Consider the following 18,237-nt stretch of genomic DNA (forward strand, 5'->3'; position numbering starts at 1 on the left):
TATTGCGCAACCGATCTGAACCGTTTCCGGCTGGAAACGCTTCCCGCTGCAGGACTGTGACCGAGTATTCAGGCGATAGCCAGCCCGGCGGCGCCTCCCGGGAGCGGCCCGGAACCGGTTCCGGCTATAATTGGCGGTATTCCATTTCAGTCTGTGCCCGCTGCCGCAACGGGATCCACCCGTGACGGGTCGGGCGCAGGGCCGCGCCTACGGAGACCGCATGTCCTCGCAATACATCTACACCATGAACCGCGTGTCCAAGGTGGTCCCGCCCAAGCGGCAGATCATCAAGGACATCTCGCTGTCCTTCTTCCCGGGCGCGAAGATCGGCCTGCTGGGCCTGAACGGCGCCGGCAAGTCCACCGTGCTGAAGATCATGGCCGGCGTGGACACCGATTTCGAGGGCGAGGCCCGCCCGCAGCCGGGCATCAAGGTCGGTTACCTGGCGCAGGAACCGGAACTGGACCCGACCAAGACCGTGCGTGAAGCGGTCGAGGAAGGCGTGGGCGAAGTGCTGCAGGCCCAGGCCGCGCTGGAAGCGGTGTACGCCGCCTACGCCGAGGAAGGCGCCGACTTCGACGCGCTGGCCAAGGAACAGGAGCGCCTGGAGGCGATCCTGGCCGCGGGCGACGCACACACGCTGGAAAACCAGCTGGACGTGGCCGCCGACGCGCTGCGCCTGCCGCCGTGGGATGCCATCGTCGGCAAGCTGTCAGGTGGTGAAAAGCGCCGCGTGGCCCTGTGCCGCCTGCTGCTGCAGAAGCCGGACATGCTGCTGCTCGACGAACCGACCAACCACCTCGACGCCGAGTCGGTGGAATGGCTGGAACAGTTCCTGGCGCGCTACACCGGCACCGTGGTGGCCGTCACCCACGATCGCTACTTCCTGGACAACGCCGCCGAGTGGATCCTGGAACTGGACCGCGGCCGCGGCATTCCGTGGAAGGGCAACTACACCGACTGGCTGACCCAGAAGGACGAGCGCCTGAAGCAGGAAGACAATCAGGAAAAGGCCCGCCAGAAGGCGATCCAGAAGGAACTGGAGTGGTCGCGCCAGAACGCCAAGGGCGGCCGCACCAAGGGCAAGGCCCGTCTGGCCCGCCTGGAAGAGCTGCAGTCGGTCGATTACCAGAAGCGCAACGAGACCAACGAAATCTTCATCCCGCCGGGCGAGCGCCTGGGCAATGCGGTGATGGAGTTCAAGAACGTCTCCAAGAAGTTCGGCGACCGCCTGCTGTTCGACAACCTGAGCTTCCTGGTGCCGGCCGGTGCCATCGTCGGCATCATCGGCCCGAACGGTGCCGGTAAGTCGACCCTGTTCAAGATGATCACCGGCCAGGAAAAGCCGGATACCGGCGAGATCGTGGTCGGCCCGACCGTGAAGCTGTCCTACGTGGACCAGAGCCGCGACGCGCTGGAAGGCAACCACAACGTCTTCCAGGAAATCGCTGGCGGCCTGGACATCCTCAACATCAACGGCATCGAGATCCAGTCGCGCGCCTACATCGGCCGCTTCAACTTCAAGGGCCAGGACCAGCAGAAGATGGTCGGTTCGCTGTCCGGTGGTGAGCGTGGCCGCCTGCACATGGCCAAGACCCTGCTGCAGGGTGGCAACGTGCTGCTGCTCGACGAACCGTCCAACGACCTGGACATCGAAACCCTGCGTGCGCTGGAAGATGCGCTGCTGGAGTTCCCGGGCAACACCTTCGTCATTTCGCACGACCGCTGGTTCCTGGATCGCATTGCGACCCACATCCTGGCGTTCGAAGGCGACTCGCACGTGGAGTTCTTCCAGGGCAACTACCGCGAGTACGAAGAAGACAAGCGCCGCCGCATGGGCGACGACGCCGCGCCGAAGCGCCTGCGCTTCAAGGCGCTGAAGTAAGGCAACCGGAAAGGCCGCGCTCGCGCGGCCTTTCTCCTTTTTGCAATGTGTACCGACCATGCATGCCGGCCAGCGGCCGGCATCTACCCATGAGCGACCCCATGTCCCTGTTCGAGCGCCTGTTCCAGCTGCAGCAGCACGGCACCACCGTGCGCACCGAGCTGCTGGCCGGTGTCACCACCTTCCTGACGATGTCCTACATCGTCTTCGTGAACCCCGAGATCCTCGGCACCACCGGCATGGATGCGGGTGCGGTGTTCGTGGCCACCTGCCTGGCCGCCGCACTGGGTTCGGCAGTGATGGCGCTGGCCGCCAACTTCCCGGTCGGCATGGCGCCCGGCATGGGCCTGAACGCGTTCTTCGCCTTCACCGTGGTCGGCGCCGCCGGCCTGCCGTGGCAGCAGGCACTGGGTGCGGTGTTCATCTCAGGCCTGGTGTTCCTGGTGCTGTCGCTGACCGGAGTACGCGCGTGGCTGGTATCGGGTATTCCCTCATCGCTGCGCTCGGCCATCGTGGCCGGCATCGGCCTGTTCCTGGCGATCATCGCGCTGCAGAAGTCGGGCGTGATCGTCGGCAATGAAGACACGCTGGTGGCACTGGGCCCGTTGAACACGGCGCCGCCGCTGCTGGCACTGGCCGGCTTCCTGCTGATCGCGGTGCTGGAAGCGCGCCGCATCCGCGGTGCGATCCTGATCGGCATCCTGGCCGTGACCGGCGCTGGCTGGGCATTGGGCGACGTGCAGTACCAGGGTCTGGTCTCGCTGCCGCCGAGCCTTGCACCCACCTTCCTGCAGCTGGACCTGCCGGGCCTGCTGCACCATGACGGCGGCGCACCCATCGCAGTACTTCTGCAGGTGGTGCTGGTGTTCGTGCTGGTGGAAGTGTTCGATGCCACCGGTACCCTGTACGGCGTAGTCGGCCGGGCTGGCCTGCTGAAGCTGCCGGGCGCGCAGAAGCGTTTCGGCCGCGCGCTGCTGGCCGACAGCACCGCGATCGTGGCGGGCTCGATGCTCGGCACCAGCAGCACCACGGCCTTTGCCGAAAGCGCCTCCGGCGTGCAGGTGGGCGGCCGCACCGGCCTGACCGCACTGGTGGTGTCGGCGCTGTTTCTGGCGGCGCTGCTGTTCTCACCGTTGGCAGCGATGGTGCCCAGCTATGCCACCGCGCCGGCCCTGTTGTTCGTGGCTGGCCTGATGCTGCGTGAGCTGGTGGAAGTGGACTGGAGCGACCTGACCGAATCGGTGCCGGCGGCGCTGTGTGCGCTGGCGATGCCGTTCACCTACTCGATTGCCAACGGCCTGGCGTTCGGCTTCATCGCCTATGCCGCGCTGAAGGCGGGTACCGGGCGCTGGCGCGAAGTGCATCCGGCGGTGTGGCTGGTGGCGGTGCTGTTCACCCTGCGCTACGCGTTGGAATAAGCGGTAGGCGATGCCGGCCAGCGGCCGGCACTACCAGATGGTGATTCACCTGCCATCCGGGGCGCGATGCCGGCCAGCGGCCGGCACTACCAGATGGTGATTCACCTGCCATCCGGGGCGCGATGCCGGCCAGCGGCCGGCACTACCGGGTGGTGATTCACCTGCCACCTTGGGCGCGATGCCGGCCAGCGGCCGGCACTACCAGGCGCGGGGTTCACCCGCCACGCACGGCGCTCTGGGATGATGCAGGCATGGTTCGGCCCGACCTTCCCGCGGATCCGTCTTCGCCGTTGCGCCGCCGGCTGCTGCGCGCGGCGGTGCTGGCGCCGTTGGCCAGCATGCTCGCCACCCTGCCCGGCTGCTCGCTGCCGGTGCAGGTGGATGGCACCTTCCTGCAGCCGTGGCGCAGCCACCTGCAGTGGGGCCTGGCCGACTGGCAGCGATCCTTGAAGCTTGCGCGTACGTTGGGCTGCCGTCAGCTGGTGCTGCAGTGGACTGGCATCGTCGGTGGCAGCGACGGCGACTGGTCGCTGCCCGACGGCAGCCTGCAGCAGCTGTTCACCGCGGCCAGCGAGAACGACATCCGCATCCGCGTCGGCCTGCCCTTCCAGCAACGCTGGTGGCAGGCGATCGGGGCCGACGATGCCACGCTGCAGGCGTTCCTGGCCGACAGCCTCGCGCATGCACGCAACTGGTTGGCACAGGCCCCCTGGGCGCAGCAGCCGGCCTTCGAGGGCTGGTACCTGCCCTACGAACTGGAGCAGTACCACTGGGCTGACCCGGCCCGCCAGCAGTGGCTGGCGCAATGGCTGCACCGGCTGGTGGAGGCCGCCAGCGCGCGCGGCGGCGACTGTGCGATTTCCTGCTACTTCAGCCGCCTGCAGACCGACGGCAACCTGGTCATGCTGTGGCAGGCGGTGCTGGCACAGGCCACGCTGCGGCCGATGGTGCAGGACGGCGTGGGCGTTGCCGGCGCTGGCAACGTGCAGCAGCTGCAACCGCTGCTCGATCATTTCCACGCACACGGCATCGGTTTCGATGCGATCGTTGAGTTGTTCCGCGAGCTGCCCGGCGGTCCCGCTGATGGCAGCGGGTTCAAGGGCGAAACCGCCGATGCCGCGCGCATCCAGCGGCAGCTGGCGTGGGCACGCGACAGCGGTGCGCAGCACGTGCTGGTCTATGCGCTGGAGCCGTGGCTGACCCAGGACACGCCGCAGGCCGCGGCGCTGCGACGACGTTGGGGCCTGCCTCAGTAGTAGAGGATGGCGGTGGCGAACAGGCCCTTGGCACGCTGCGTATCACCACCGCCGATCGCGAAGCGGTACTGCACGGTCAGGTCCAGGTAGGAACGCGGCGTGTTGTAGTGGTCCTCGCGGAACCAGTAGCGCACGCCCACGCCTGGCCCTGCGCCGAATGACCAGCTGCGCTGCGTATCGTTGAGCGCGAACGACTGCGCCGGGAACAGCGGGGAACGGATGTCGTGCACCCGCGAGCGCTGGTCCAGCCAGTCCGCCCCCACCACCACATACGGCGTGACCACCCAATGAGTCTGCCCGGCACCAAAGCGGAAGCTGCGCCCGGCGCGTAGTTCACCGGCAGCGAACCACTGTTCGCGATGCAGGCGGCCGTTGGCATCGCCGATTCGACGCTCCGGCGTGCCATTGGCATCGAGTGCATCGAGGGTGAAGTGCGCGCTGTTGTCATCCCAGGTATAGCCGCCCTGCGCGTAGCCGCTGACCATCCACCACTGGTTGACGTCGGTGCGCAGATCGATGCCGTGGTAATAGCCATAGGTCAGGTAGGACATCCAGCCACCGGAATCGCTGGCCAAGCGGTAGCGGGCCAGCGTGCTGGCTTCCAGTGGCGGGTTCCGGGCCAGCTGCAGGCGGCACTGCACGGCCGCCGATGCGGGGTAGACCTCGCCCTGGCGGGTTGCGCTGCCGAGGAACTGGCGGCGCTCGATGCCGGCGCTCAGGCCGGTCTGGCCGAAGGCGTAGCGCATGCCGAACGAAGCGATGGTGGACGGCCAGCCGGTGGTGGAACGCGAATGGCTGAGGCGCTCGGCGCGTGCGCGCGCATCCGGCGTTGATTCGCCGGTGCACGGGTCCACCGCGCGGATCGATTCGTAAGTGCCGCCCTCGTCGTACAGCGTGTTGAGCAGGCGTGCGTAGAGTTCCAGCGTGCCATGCTGGTCGTTGAAGGCCGGGGGCCGCCAGAACGCCTCCAGCGTGCTGAACACCGAATCGCCCGGCGTGCTGATCGCTGCACCGCCGACATTGGTCGCCGCCTGGCGCGCACCACGGAAACCCGCCGAGGCGATCACGCCCCACTCGCGCGAGTAATTGGCGATGGCATTGCGCACGTTGTAGCGTTGGCGTTCATCCAGTGGCAGCTCACCGGCATCGGCGCGATCAATGGCGCTACGCAGCAGCGTCACCGCCTGTGGATGGTCACCGTTGGCTGCGCTGGCGTAGGCCTGGTCGAGCACTACGCTTTTCGGTGCCTTGCCGGTGGCCTCGGCGGCCCGGAAGTCGGCCAGTGCGCGCGCCGGCTCATGGGCCTTCTGGTTGAGGTAGCCGCGCTGCATCAGCGCCCCCGCGTCATCAGGGCGCTGTGCCAGTGCCGCATCCAGGCGCTGCCGCGCTTCGTCCTGCTGGGCACGGTTGCCCGCCGCCAGCGTGGTGGTCAGCAGGCCTTGCAGGTTCGCGTCGTCCGGCGCGAGTTGCACGGCCTGCCGTGCCTCACCGATGGCATCGGCGTAATCCTGGCGCGCATAGGCAGCGTAGGCACGCTGTGCGGCACCACCATCGCCCTGCAGGTCGGCCGGCATCAGCTCGCAGACGCTGCCGCTGTCAACGGACTGGCAGTGCTGGACTGGTGCCAGGTACGCTTCGGCACCGATGCGGGGAAGCTCGCGACTGGAGCGGATCGCCCGGCTGCGTTGCTCGATGCCCTGCTGCAAAAGCTGCTGTGACCGTGCATCGCCTTCACCTGCCGGTACCGCCGCCTGCAACGGTGCCAGCAGTGCAGCTGCGCGCAACCGATCGCCTGCGGCCAGCGCCGCATCCACCGCCAGCAGGCGCACGTTGCGCTGCTGCGTTGCTGACCCCGGCGCAGCGAGCGCGGTGTCGAAGTCCTCATTGGCGAGCACGGTATTGCCCTGGCGCTGGCGCAGGTAGCCGCGCATCACCCGTGCATTGAGGTCGTTGGCATCCACCTGCAATGCCGCATCAGCACTGTGCTCGGCGTCGGCCAGTTGATCGCCCTGCAGCTGCGCGGTGATCAGCAGCAACCGGTATGAAGCAACGTCGGGGGCCAGCTCCACGGCAGCGTGCGCCTGCTCAATGGCGGCGGCATTCTCGCCTGCAGACAGCGATTGATAGGCCTGCTGGGCCAGCCGCAGCGCGCGTTGGCGGCCCAGTGCCACCCGCCGCGTGCGCAACTCCTCGACATTCGGTGCGCCCAGCTGCAGCGCGGTACCGATGGCGGCGTCGGCCTGTCCGGGCTGTTGCTGTGCCTCCAGCGCCGCCACCCACAGCAGCGCCCATGCGCCCTGTTGCGGCTGCTGCCGGAACGCCTGCTCGGCCTTGCTGGCGGCGACGCCCATCTGGCCGGCGTCGTAGGCCGCATAGGCTTCGGTTGCCAGCATATAGGCCTGCCGGCTATTGCGGTCGGTCACCGTTGCGGGTGCACGCGGTACCGCTCCGGTACGCGCCGCACCTGTGCTCGTCCTGGGCGCAGCGGCCAGCGCCGGCAAGGCCGGATCCTTCAACCCCGCATCCAGTGCACGACGTGCCTGCTGCTGCGCCTCGGCACCCCGCCCCAGTTTCTGCAGCGCATAGATCTGCAGCAGGCGCAGCCGCACCACGTCCGGGCGCAACCGGATCGCTTCGCTGGACTGCCGGTAGGCCGCGGGGTAATCGCCACGTTCATAGGCGGCAAACGCCTGCTCGGCGATGCGGTAGGCGGCACCGGACAATGGCAGTGGTGCATCGGTCTGTGCCAGCACCGGCGCGGCGGCCGTGGCCAATGCCACGGTGATGACAGTGGACAGCAGCGTGGTCTTCATGCCGGCAAGGCTCCGGGCGGCGGTGACTGCAGCGTGGCCGCACGCCGGCGCTGCTCCTGCATGGCCTGGGCCACGGCCTCTTCAGTGGTGATGCCCTGCTTGACCAGGTAGTCGCCGATGCGGCCGTCGCGCTGCGGCATGTAGTCGTCCAGTGCGATCTCGAAGCGTGCGTGATCGATCAGGCGCATTTCCACCAGCAGATCGCCCAGCAGGGGCACGTTGTCCAGCTGCCATTGCCGGTCGCCACCGATCAGCCGCAGGCCGGCGTTGATCTCGCTTTCGCGGGCGATACTCTGTTCAATGTGGTTGCTGCGCGTCTCCTGCTTCAGCAGGGCCAACGCGTCTTCGGGCAACGGGCTGGCCACGGCCAGCCGCAGGGTGCCTTCCTGGCGCGGCGGCAGCGGCAGCATGCGCCATTGCACGCAGGCATCGGCACTGATCGGGAACTGGCAGGCGCGCAGGTAGTCCACGTCGATAACCGCGCGTGGCAGGTCACCCTGGAAGGCGATGGCCTCGGCCAGCGTTTCATCATCCAACCAGCCCTGGGTGAGCAGGATGCGGCCCAGCGGTTGCTGGCGGCCCGCCTGCTGCTGCTCCAGCGCCTGCTGCAGGCGTTCGGGTTCCACCGCCTGCCAGGTGGTCAACAGCTCACCGAGCTGCTTGCGGGTCTGCACCAGCTGCGCCGCATCGGGGAAGTCGTGCATGGTCTTGTCCCAGACCATGCGCTTGCCGAACAGCAGGTAGGCCAGGAACACCTTCCAGGCACGGGCGGTGGCCATGAAATTGATCATGTTGCCGACCACCATGCGCGGGATCGACATCAGCGCGTGCTCCCAGCCGTACAACTGGTTGACGAAGTAGAAGCGCTGCACGACCCGGGTCGCCAGCGCTGCGGTGGTCAGCAGCGCGACATTCATCTGCCAGGTACCGGCCTGGAACACGCTGGGAAACTGCATCGTCCACAGCCCGGTCATCTTCAACAGCCAGAACAGCAGCAGCTGCAGGAAGATGATGTAGGCGACGATGCTGACGAACGAGGTGATGATGCCCTTTCGGTCACGCGCCAGCAGGTACTTGGTGGCCAGCGAGCCACGCCAGCCCAGCGACTCCCAGCTCTGCAGGCCGATGCCCAGCACCCAGCGCGCCTTCTGCCGGTACGACGCGCGGAAGTTGTCGGGGAAGTACTCGCGCACGCACAGCGCCATCTGCTGGGTGCGCTCGCGCACCGGCCCCCAGCCGAACCAGGATGGGCGGCGCACGCGGAACTGCACGGGGAAGCGGGCGAAGATCGACTGCATGCCCATGGCTGCCAGCCTCGCACCGACGTCGTAATCCTCGGTGAGGCTGTCGGTGTTGAAAGGCTGGTTGTCGGTCTGCGCGCTCAATGCCAGCAGCGCGCGCCGCGAGAAACAGGTACCAACACCGGCCGACGGCACCATGCCGGACACGCTCTCGCGCACCACCAGATCCTTGGCGTGCCATTCGGCGAACTCGTCCATGTAGACGCCGGCCACCAGTTCGTACCACTCGCGGTCCAGCGAGGTGACCGGCAGCTGGATCATGTCCTTGCGCGGCAGCAGGTAGTTGTAGAAGCGCAGTTCCATCGGGTGCAGCACGTCCTCGCTGTCGTGCAGGATCACGCCGGCGAACTCGATGTCGTGGCGCTTCTCGTAATCGAAGATCGCCAGGATCAGCCAGTTCAGGCAGTCGGCCTTGCTGGTCGGCCCGTCGTGCGGCACTTCAACGCGGCGCAGGCGCTTGTAGCGGCGGCGCATGCGCTCGACTTCATCGATGGTCTGCTGGTCGTTGGGATAGGTGCCGACGAACACGACGTACTCGCGGTAGTCGAGCACGTTGATCATGTTCTCCACCATCTGCGCGATGACGTCGTACTCCATCCACGCCGGCACCATGATTGCCAGCGGCTGTTGAGGCCGCTGCATCAGGTCTTCCTGGGTCAGCGGCCGGTACGCTTCGCGGCGCTTGATGGTGAGCGCGCGCCAACTCTCGCGCACCCAGTACCAGACGTCGATGAACAGATCATCGAGGCTGGAGATCAGGATCAGCACGGCCACCGCCGCCGCCGTGGTTTCCAGGACGGCGTAGTAGTTGGCCAGCTGGATGTTCCAGAACAGACCGTCCACGGTGGATCAGTGCCCTGTGTTGGCGGACTTGCGGCGGCGCACCTGGGTGACGCGGGCGGCCAGCAGCGCGAACACGATCACGCCGACCAGCAGCAGCAACCAGACCATGTGCCGTTCCCACTTCGATTGTGGATTGCCATCCTGGGCAACTCGGCCCCCGTAAGGATCCTGGCGATCGAACTCGCGCACGGCATCACTGCCGTCGAGCACCGCCAGATCACCGCGCAGCAGCCGGAACGGTGCGCCGAACGACGGTGCCTGTGCACCCAGATCGCTGTACAGCACGCCAAGCTGGCCGCCGGAGGTGCCGACCTGCACCACCGCGGCGCGATCCAGGCCGCTGACATCCAGCAGCGGCTGAGGCTTCCCGCCGATCAGCAGGTGGCCGTCCTTCAGGCCGGCCACATCGACACCCGACGGCGCCACACCGAAAGCCAGCCACGGCACACCCGGGCTGATCGCCGCACCGGCATCGACCACCTTCAGCTCCGACGCCTCTGGCGAGGCCCCCACTGCACTGGCCACCGCGATCACCTTGCGCAGCGATGCCGGCGCGTCCTGCAGCCACGTAGCGGGCACGAACATCTGGTTGCCGCGTGACAGCTGGCTGCTGGCACCGACGAAGTCACTGCCCAGCGACCGTTTGGCCAGGGTCAGGTGGCTGCTGGGCAGGATCGAGACCGGATACGCGGTGGCCGGATCGTGGCAATAGGGGCGTGCCGGCTGGCGCAGGAAGCTGACGCGGATCTCGTTGCGTGCCGACAGCGCGTAGGCCGGCACCTTGGCCACCAGCCGCTGCGGCTGGCCGTTGGCCGACAGCACCTTGCCGCCCAGCAGATAGTCGTTGAAGTAGATCGTGGCCACCGCGCCCTGCCCGGCCGCGTTGGGGGCCGCCGAGACATCGATCACCACTTCCTCGGGCAGGCGGCCGTCGGCCGACAGCGCCCCCAGATCAAAGCTGGCGCTGCGGTCGGCGCGGGTCACCACATCCATGGAGCCGGCAATGTTGCCGAGCCGGCTCAGCAGCACCTGGTCACCGTCCAGCTTCGGCGTGCCCGCTGCGCTGACCTGCAGGCTACGGCCCAGTGCATAGCTGCGCCACTGTTCGGCGAACAACCCGGCGACCTTGCCCGCCGCCGGCGGATCGACCACCAGCGTCGGACGGCCGGCAACGGCCACCACGCTGACCGAGGCGGTGGCCGCGGGCTTTTCCAGGCGGCCCATGTCGGTACCGCGCCACGCGGCGAACGCCGTGCCCGCGTCAGCGCCAGCGGTGGCAACCTGTGCGGCCAGCGCATCCAGTGCCGTGCGCACGCCAGCGCGCAATGCGTCGCTGCCGATCATCACATCGGCAGCCAGCGGCCCACTGTCACGCAGCGACAGCAGTGCCCCCACTTCGGCCAGATCCTTGATCGCATGCGCGCGCTCGCCTGCGGCCAACGCGGCATAAGCGGGCACCCCCTGCAGGCTGGCCGGGATGCTGATGCCGGTCAGGTCGAGGCTGTCACCGACCTTGGGCAGTGCCACCACCTGCACCTGCTTGCCACCGGCCTGCAGGGCCGCGCCAATGCGCCAGGCCGCGTCATAGATGGGGGCCTGCAGCGCCTTGCCGTCCACCAGCAGGCGCACCTGCGGGGGCAGCGCGCCCCAGGCCTTGGCCACGGTGTCCACGGCGCGGCCGTCGAAGCGGTAGCTGAAGCGCGAGTCCGGCGACAGCCGCAGCACGTTGGCCGGCGCGCTCTGGTCGGCACATTGGTAGTCGGACACGATCGACCACCAGCCGACGCCGACCCGCACGAAGCCGTTCTGGCGGGGTTCGCCATCGATGGCCAGCAGCTGGCTGGCGTCACCCTGTGCATCGGTGATCGAGCGTGCGGCGATCGGATCGCCATCGACCGACCACAGGCCGGACGTGCGCCCGGCATGGCCGCGCACGTAGCGCCCGTCCAGCTGCAGCTGCGCATCGCGGGTGGCGACACCGGCCGGCACCGGCAGGTAGATCTCGCGCTGGCTCTCCTGCCCGCTGAGCACCAGCGGTTGGCGGAAACCGAGTTCGCGCAGGGTCATCTGCCGGCTGACCGTGCTGTCACCGCTCCACTCGGCGAACTGGCCGGCGACGCTGTCGGCGGCATGGGCACTGCCAACCACGCCCGACAGGACGAACGCGGCGGCGGATGCAAACAGGGGAGAGCGGCCGGTCTGGGTCATGGCGTCACTTCGCGTGGGTGGGGGTGGACGGCGCCGCTGCTGCGGAGGCCGGGCGAGAATTCGGGAAGCGGCGTGCCACGCAGGGCGGCGACGATGCGCGCGCTGGCACGGCCATCGCCGTAGGGGCTGGCGTGGGGATCGAAGCGGGTCGGGTGCGGTGGTTGTGCCAGTGCCGCATTGACAGCTTCGACAATGCGCGAGGGCGCGGTGCCGACCAGCGTCACCACACCGGCCTCGACCGCCTCCGGGCGTTCGGTGACGTCGCGCATGACCAGTACCGGCTTGGCCAGCGCCGGTGCCTCTTCCTGCACGCCACCGGAGTCGGTGAGGATGACGTCGGCGCGCTGCATCAGCCGCACGAAGCGCAGGTAGTCCTGCGGCGGCACCAGGTGCACGTTGTCGAGATGGCCGAGGTGGGCGTTCACCGGGCCCTGCACGTTCGGGTTCAGATGCACCGGGTACAGCACCTGCAGGTCCGGCCGCCGTGCCAGTTCAGCCAGCGCACGGCAGATGTCCTCGAAGCCCTGCCCGAAGCTCTCGCGGCGGTGGCCGGTGACCAGCAGCAGGCGACGATCGGGGTCAAGCATGTGGAAGGGTTCGTCAGCCCGCGCACGCAGCGCCGGGTCGGCATCCAGGCGCTCTACGGTCTGCTGCAGGGCATCGATGACGGTGTTGCCGGTGACCAGGATCTGCCCGCCCAGGTGTTCACCGGCCAGGTTGGCGCGCGAGCTGGGCGTGGGCGCGTACAACTGGTCGCCGACCACATCGATCACCCGCCGGTTCATTTCCTCCGGCCACGGCCGGTTGATGTCACCGGTGCGCAGTCCGGCCTCGACATGACCGATCGGAATCCGGTGGTGGAACGCGGCCAGCGCCGCGGTCATCGCCGTGGTGGTATCGCCGTGCACCAGCACCCGGTCCGGACGGACCTGCGTGTAGAGCGCGTCAAGCCGTTCGAACAGCCTGGAACACAGGCCATTGAGGGTCTGGTTGGGCACCATGACATCCAGGTCATGGTCGGCGGTGATCTCGAACAGCGACATCACCTGGTCCAGCATCGCCCGGTGCTGGCCGGTGATGCAGACCACCGATTCGATGTCCGCAGCCTCGGCCAGGGCCCGCACCAGCGGCCCCATCTTGATCGCTTCCGGTCGCGTGCCGAACACCGACAGGACCTTCACCGCAGCGCTCCGGCGGACCGACGGGGGGGAATGCCAAGAGCTGTAGCCACGTCTGGATCCTTTCGGCGTTCCCGTCCAATACCCGCAGGCAGGAGACGGTCACCTCATGAGGAAACTCCAAAATCGCGACGTACATCACATTCGAATGATGGTACGCGCGTCGTGGCATTGATCTTCATCGTTGGAAGATCAAGACGCAGTCAACGCCGCCCGTGTCACGGGCGACGTTGCGGTGGAACGCAGCAGTGGCTGCGGCCTGGGGCCGCCTTACTCGTACTGGATGGTGAAGGTGGCCTGGCCGTTCGCGACACCGGCACCGACCGTGCCGGCCTGGGTCTGCACATAGCGGGCGCGCAGCGGCAAGGTCATCGTGCTGGTGCCGGGGGTGGTGGTACCGACATTGACGGTCTGGCCGAAGCGCACTTCGCGCTCGGTGGTGCCATCGCGCTGGACCATCTGGATGCCGATGCGGGTGGCGCTGTTGGTGGCCGCACTGAGCTTCAGCACGCCCGGCATGTTCGAGCTGTCCTGATCGGCATCGAGGCGGATGCCGATCTTGCTCTGGTACTGCGCGACATTGCTGCCCTGGCAGTTCAGGCGGATCTCGAAATCGCGGTCAACGGCCTTGGAACCGACACCGGTGAAGGTAGTGTTGGGCACGCTGCCGAAATCGACGGCGATATTGCGGCTGCCGGCCTGCACTTCACAGGTCGGGCTGACCACGGTGGTGCCCGAGCCCTTGAAGGTCGAGGTCAGTTCCGGACGGCCAGGGCCGTCGCCGTCGAGATAATAGGTGGTGAAGCGGCCGTTAGGCGCGATGATGCCCGAGCCCGTCTGCGCGGCGGTCTTGATCAGCTCCACCCGGAAGCGGCCACCGTTGAGGGTCAACGTCCGGCTGCCCCCCAATTGCAGGGTATGCGGGTAGTAAGTCTGGATGGTGCCCGAATCACGATAGACACGAATGCCCACCCCGGCTACATCGGTGGCATAGACGTTGCTGAAACCCGGGACCGCGTTCTGCTGCGCGGCGTTGACGAAACGGCCATTGGCACTACCGCCCCAGCGATCGCAGTAACCGATGCTGTCGCGCTGGTTGATAGGCACGATCAGCTCCTTGATCACACCACCGACGGGCAGACTGGGCAGGATTACGATCTGCCCCATGTCCATCTGCACGTCCTGCGCGACAAAGCCCTGTTGGGTGATGTAGCAGGTCGCCAACGCCGGGCTGGCCACGGCAATACCAGCCAATATGGCCACCGCACTCAGCGCCTTGCGGCCACGGGAAGAGATCATCGGCATGCTGCCTCCAGCGGGATGAAGCCGGTCTTGGACGCATCGGCGCCCGCCGGAACCTGGTAATCGACGGTGCAGCGCTGGTCGGCGCCGGCGCCCCACTCCACCAGCAGGCGGCCCTGGTTCTTTTCACTGCGCACGTACAGGCGGCCACCCTGGCTGACCATGCCCACCGGCTGGCCCTGCTCATCCTTGACCTGCGCACCGAACGGCATGGTGCGGCCATCCGGGTTGCGCACCTGGATCAGCAGCGCGTTGCCCTTGCGGGTATCGAAGCGCAGGTAGCTGATGGCACCGGCGAACGGCGCGATCGACTGGCTGGTGCTTTCCAGCTCGACGTCGTGGGCCATGCCCTGCGGGTCGAGGGTGACGGTGTTGAGGCGGTACGGCGACACGTACGGGACCACCGCGTAGCCGCGGCCATCGACGCGCAGGCCCGGGGCGTTGCTGACGATCGCATCGCGTGCGCCCGGCGCTTCCACCAGCACCATGGTGTCGCCACGCTGCGGGGTGAAGGTGAAGCCGCCCGGATGCACGACCACGCTGCCGTTGGCACCGACCGAAGCCTGGCGGAAATCGCGCGAGTGGCTGTAGGTCGCGTTCAACGCGGAGTAGCGGCTGCGGTACTCGGCGTTGCCGACCGCGGTGGTGCCACCTTCGCGGGAATCGGACAGCGCCACGCCGTAGCTGAAGTTGTTGTCGACACCGGCCGAACCGGTGATGCCGACGCGGCTGTTGTCGTAGCCACCGCGGTCGCGCACGCCGAGATCGGCGCTGAGCGACACCGGGTGGGAACCACGACCCAGCGGCACGCTCATCGACAACAGGTACTGGGTGTCGGAACGGCCCAGCACGCCCTCTTCGGTGCGCAGCGCCGAGAAGCCGTAGTTCACCGAACGCCAGGCATTGTTGTAGCCCACCTGGTACTGCTTGGAGGTGCCGGAACGGTCGTAGAAGTCACGCACCGAACCGGTCACGTACAGCGCGCCGCCGCGACGGCCCAGCGGCTGGTTCAGCGTTACCTGGAACTGGCTGCGCTGGCGGCCACGGGTGGTCGGATCGATGCCGCGCTTGTCCGAATCACGGCCGTACAGCGCGTCCTGCAGGCTGTAGAAGCCTTCGGTCGAATAGCGGTAGGCGGCCAGCGTCAGGTTGGTCCCGGTCTCGCCGATCATGTTGCTGTAGCTCAAGCGCACGCTGGCACCGGTGTGGTTGCCGTAGTGATCGAACGAGGTACGCGCATGGGTGACGTCGGCAGCGAATGCGCCGACCGGCGTGGACAGGCCGACGCCGTACAGCAGCGACAGGTAGCCATCGCTCAGTGCACTGCCACCGTACAGGGTCAGCTGGTTGCCGATACCGCGCTGGTAGGTGCCCTGCACCAGCCACGGCTCATCGGCCAGCAGCTTGTTGCGCACCTGGCCGGCCGTCAGCGAGTAACGCGACACGCCTTCGCGCAGCATCTGCGGCACCGAACCGAACGGCACCTTGAATTCGCGGCGGCGGCCATCGGCCTCGATCACGCTCACTTCCAGATCACCGCCGTAACCGGTCGGGTACAGGTCGTCGATGACGAAGCTGCCCGGCGACACGGTGGAGGAGTAGATCAGCTGCTCGTTCTGGCGCACTTCGATGCGCGCGTTGGTCTCGGCGATGCCGCGCACGACCGGCGCGTAACCGCGCAGCGAATCGGGCAGCATGCGGTCGTCGCTGGCCAGGCTGGCACCGCGGTAACCGATCGAATCGAACAGTTCACCGGTGGTGTAGGCCTCACCGATGGTGAGCATGCCGCGCACCTGCGGAATGCCGCGCTGCGCATAGGTGGCGATGCTCTGCCAATGGCGGCCGTCGCCCTCGGACCAGGTCAGGTTCGAATCGTGGCGGAACTGCCAGCCACCCAGGTTCATGCCAGCGTTGAGGCCGAGGTAGGCACTGCGGTTGCGCTGGCCACCTTCGACGCGGCTGTCGCTGTCGATGGCATTGAAGCTGTAGCCGACGAAACCGGCATTGATGCCACGGTCCCACAGCGCCGGGTTGACGTAGCCACGCGCCTCGCGGCGCAGGAACACCTGCGGGATGCTCAGGTCGTAGCGCAGGTTGCCGCTGTCATAGACACCATAGGCGTTGGCCATGCGCTGCTGGACCGGCACGCAGCTGGTCTTGTCGGTGGGCACGGACGGATCCTGCTGCAGCAGCACGGCCTCGCTGTCCACGCCCATTTCTTCCAGCATCGGCAGCGGCAGGCAGGCGTCGACACGGCCCTGCGCATCGGCCTTGAACTGCAGATCGCGACGGCCCTGCCAGGCACCGTTGACGTACACGTCGACACGATAGTTGCCGGCCACCATCGGGTTGCCGTTGCTGAAGGCCGCCAGGTCCACCTGCTTGGCCTGGCCAGACAGGAAGCTGGAGTTGAACTGCGCCGATTCGGGTGCACGCGCATTGGCCGCACCACTCTGCGCCATGAGCGCCTGTTCGCCGAGATTGGCCGGGGCAGCCAGCGCCCATCCTGGGCAGGCCACACCAGCAACCAGCAGGCAAAGCGCCTGATGGATCGACAATGTCAATCTGTTTCCGATCACACTGACATTCCTTCAATTCGCCGCACAGCGGCGGTGGCGGGATGCGCAGGCCAGGGGCCGGCGCGGCGCGTTCAGCCCCCGGTGCTGCCGAGGCGGATGGTGTGTTCCACCCGGCCGCCGTAGTCGTTGATGGTGATGAAGCGGACCTGGTCGGTGCCCGCCGGTGCGGCGAACTCCAGGCTCTGCTTCGGCGCGACCATCGCGCCCTTGTCCTCGACGGCCTTTTCACTGCTGCCGGTCACGGCATGTACTTCGGCCAGAGTGACGTGGAAGGGGCTCGGGTTTTCCACCCGCAGACGGTCGCCATTGCGGGTCCAGCGCAGCGCTGCGGGTGCATCGTTGGCGACGCCCTTCAGGCCCTGCGGCCGGTAGAAAAGCTTCAGGCGCGAACGAAACGCGACCTGCAGGTAATTCTGTTCGCCGCTGTCAGCGTTGTCCGGGGACGGCGGCACATCCAGCACGTTGAGCCAGAACACCGACTCGCGGTCGGTCGGCAACTGCGCGCCGGAGAAGATCAGTCGCAGCGCCTGGCTGCGGCCCGGCTCGACACGCGCGATCGGCGGCGTCAGTACGAACGGGGCATCGCTGGTATCGGCGGTCTGGTTGGCGTCGCCGCTGTCGATCCAGGCCTGCACCAGCGCCGGCGAATCGCCCACGTTGTCGACCTGCACGGTGACTTCGCGCGCCTGCGCCGGATAGATCACTCGCGTGCCATTGACCACCACGCCGGCCAGAGCGTTCTGGCAGAAGGGCAGCGTGAACGCTGCCAGCAGCAGCGCCCGGGGAAAGAATGCTTTCATCGGAAGTACTACGCTCGAGGTATGTGGCCAGGGGCCGCGATGCACTGGCCGGCGCGTACGCCGGCCAGTGCGGGTACGGCTACGATCAGTTGTAGATGATCGTGTACTTGACGCTGCTGGTGACGTCGCCCGGGGTGGCGGCGGCAGTGGCGTAGTACTCAGCGTAGTAGTTCAGGTCGGCCGAGCCGTCGGTGCCGACGGTGACCCACTGCGAGTTGGTCTGGGCCAGGCCAGCGCCGGCAGCCTTGATCGGCAGGACCTGGTTGTTCGAGCCCAGCAGCTGCAGCTGCACGTTGGTGGCAGCGTTGGCCGAGGCCTGGTTCAGCAGGCGGCCGGTGTTGAAGTCAACGGTCGAACCCGGCTCGAAGTAGGTCGCGACGTTGCCGGCGCTGCACTTGGTCAGGTTGATGGCGAACGGGGTACGACCGGCAACGGCACCGGCGGTGGCCAGGGTGTTCTTGGACACGGTCGGCAGGTTGACGGCGAAGTCCTTGCCGCCCGGGGTCGAGATGGTGCAGGTCTTGTCGGTCACCTTGCCGTTGAAGGTGATGGTGCCGTCGGCGGCGTTGGCGGCCAGCGGAGCGGCGGCCAGCATCAGAGCGGCAATGAGGTTGATCTTGTGCATTCGCTTTTACCTAACCCTACTGAAGAGAT

At 67.3% G+C, this 18,237-nt stretch carries 11 protein-coding genes; 3 read left to right on the forward strand and 8 right to left on the reverse strand.

All coding sequences use genetic code 11. The features are described from left to right. Positions 1-220 precede the first annotated feature (220 nt). From ettA to AC5P5R_RS05075, 3 genes are all read left to right on the forward strand, one after another. Positions 221-1,885, forward strand: a complete 1,665-nt coding sequence (ettA, locus tag AC5P5R_RS05065) for an energy-dependent translational throttle protein EttA (protein WP_005408049.1) — start codon at positions 221-223, stop codon at positions 1,883-1,885. 101 nt (positions 1,886-1,986) lie between these two features. Continuing rightward, positions 1,987-3,303, forward strand: a complete 1,317-nt coding sequence (locus tag AC5P5R_RS05070; protein ID WP_005408048.1) for an NCS2 family permease — start codon at positions 1,987-1,989, stop codon at positions 3,301-3,303. 251 nt (positions 3,304-3,554) lie between these two features. Next, complete coding sequence (locus tag AC5P5R_RS05075; RefSeq protein WP_044569513.1) at positions 3,555-4,559, forward strand: DUF4434 domain-containing protein; 1,005 nt, start codon at positions 3,555-3,557, stop codon at positions 4,557-4,559. On the opposite strand, the gene AC5P5R_RS05080 is transcribed toward AC5P5R_RS05075, so the two are convergent. The 8 genes from AC5P5R_RS05080 to AC5P5R_RS05115 form a co-directional block, all read right to left on the reverse strand. Further along, the gene (locus AC5P5R_RS05080; RefSeq protein WP_495226327.1) at positions 4,553-7,372 is read right to left on the reverse strand and encodes an NfrA family protein; all 2,820 of its coding nucleotides are present in this window, start codon (positions 7,370-7,372) and stop codon (positions 4,553-4,555) included. The genes AC5P5R_RS05075 and AC5P5R_RS05080 overlap by 7 nt on opposite strands. Further along, complete coding sequence (locus tag AC5P5R_RS05085) at positions 7,369-9,516, reverse strand: glycosyl transferase family protein (RefSeq protein WP_100438872.1); 2,148 nt, start codon at positions 9,514-9,516, stop codon at positions 7,369-7,371. The genes AC5P5R_RS05080 and AC5P5R_RS05085 overlap by 4 nt, the downstream gene beginning before the upstream one ends. A 6-nt stretch (positions 9,517-9,522) precedes the next feature. Further along, positions 9,523-11,724: a cellulose biosynthesis cyclic di-GMP-binding regulatory protein BcsB gene (locus AC5P5R_RS05090; protein ID WP_049450580.1), complete on the reverse strand. Its 2,202-nt coding sequence runs from the start codon at positions 11,722-11,724 to the stop codon at positions 9,523-9,525. Further along, on the reverse strand, positions 11,721-12,905 hold the full coding sequence (gene wecB / locus AC5P5R_RS05095; protein ID WP_005408042.1) for a non-hydrolyzing UDP-N-acetylglucosamine 2-epimerase: 1,185 nt from the start codon (positions 12,903-12,905) through the stop codon (positions 11,721-11,723). The genes AC5P5R_RS05090 and wecB overlap by 4 nt, the downstream gene beginning before the upstream one ends. 267 nt (positions 12,906-13,172) lie before the next feature. Then, entirely contained in the window at positions 13,173-14,207 is a 1,035-nt protein-coding gene (locus AC5P5R_RS05100; RefSeq protein WP_005408041.1) for a fimbrial protein, read from the reverse strand. Further along, positions 14,198-16,762, reverse strand: coding sequence for a fimbria/pilus outer membrane usher protein (locus AC5P5R_RS05105; RefSeq protein WP_164281585.1), 2,565 nt, complete (start codon positions 16,760-16,762; stop codon positions 14,198-14,200). Before AC5P5R_RS05105 ends, AC5P5R_RS05100 begins: the two co-directional genes overlap by 10 nt. 92 nt (positions 16,763-16,854) lie before the next feature. Continuing rightward, positions 16,855-17,583: a fimbrial biogenesis chaperone gene (locus AC5P5R_RS05110; protein WP_005408039.1), complete on the reverse strand. Its 729-nt coding sequence runs from the start codon at positions 17,581-17,583 to the stop codon at positions 16,855-16,857. Between the two features lie 85 nt (positions 17,584-17,668). After that, positions 17,669-18,208: a fimbrial protein gene (locus AC5P5R_RS05115; RefSeq protein ID WP_005408038.1), complete on the reverse strand. Its 540-nt coding sequence runs from the start codon at positions 18,206-18,208 to the stop codon at positions 17,669-17,671. Positions 18,209-18,237 lie beyond the last annotated feature (29 nt).

The sequence above is a fragment of the Stenotrophomonas sp. YJH_SMC_19 genome (genome assembly GCF_059367915.1).

Bases quoted from the DNA above. Each gene is read 5' to 3' on its own strand.
- ettA (WP_005408049.1), top strand. From the start codon at position 221: ATGTCCTCGCAATACATCTACACCATGAACCGCGTGTCCAAGGTGGTC.
- AC5P5R_RS05070 (WP_005408048.1), top strand. From the start codon at position 1,987: ATGTCCCTGTTCGAGCGCCTGTTCCAGCTGCAGCAGCACGGCACCACC.
- AC5P5R_RS05075 (WP_044569513.1), top strand. From the start codon at position 3,555: ATGGTTCGGCCCGACCTTCCCGCGGATCCGTCTTCGCCGTTGCGCCGC.
- AC5P5R_RS05080 (WP_495226327.1), bottom strand. From the start codon at position 7,372: ATGAAGACCACGCTGCTGTCCACTGTCATCACCGTGGCATTGGCCACG.
- AC5P5R_RS05090 (WP_049450580.1), bottom strand. From the start codon at position 11,724: ATGACCCAGACCGGCCGCTCTCCCCTGTTTGCATCCGCCGCCGCGTTC.
- AC5P5R_RS05100 (WP_005408041.1), bottom strand. From the start codon at position 14,207: ATGCCGATGATCTCTTCCCGTGGCCGCAAGGCGCTGAGTGCGGTGGCC.
- AC5P5R_RS05110 (WP_005408039.1), bottom strand. From the start codon at position 17,583: ATGAAAGCATTCTTTCCCCGGGCGCTGCTGCTGGCAGCGTTCACGCTG.
- AC5P5R_RS05115 (WP_005408038.1), bottom strand. From the start codon at position 18,208: ATGCACAAGATCAACCTCATTGCCGCTCTGATGCTGGCCGCCGCTCCG.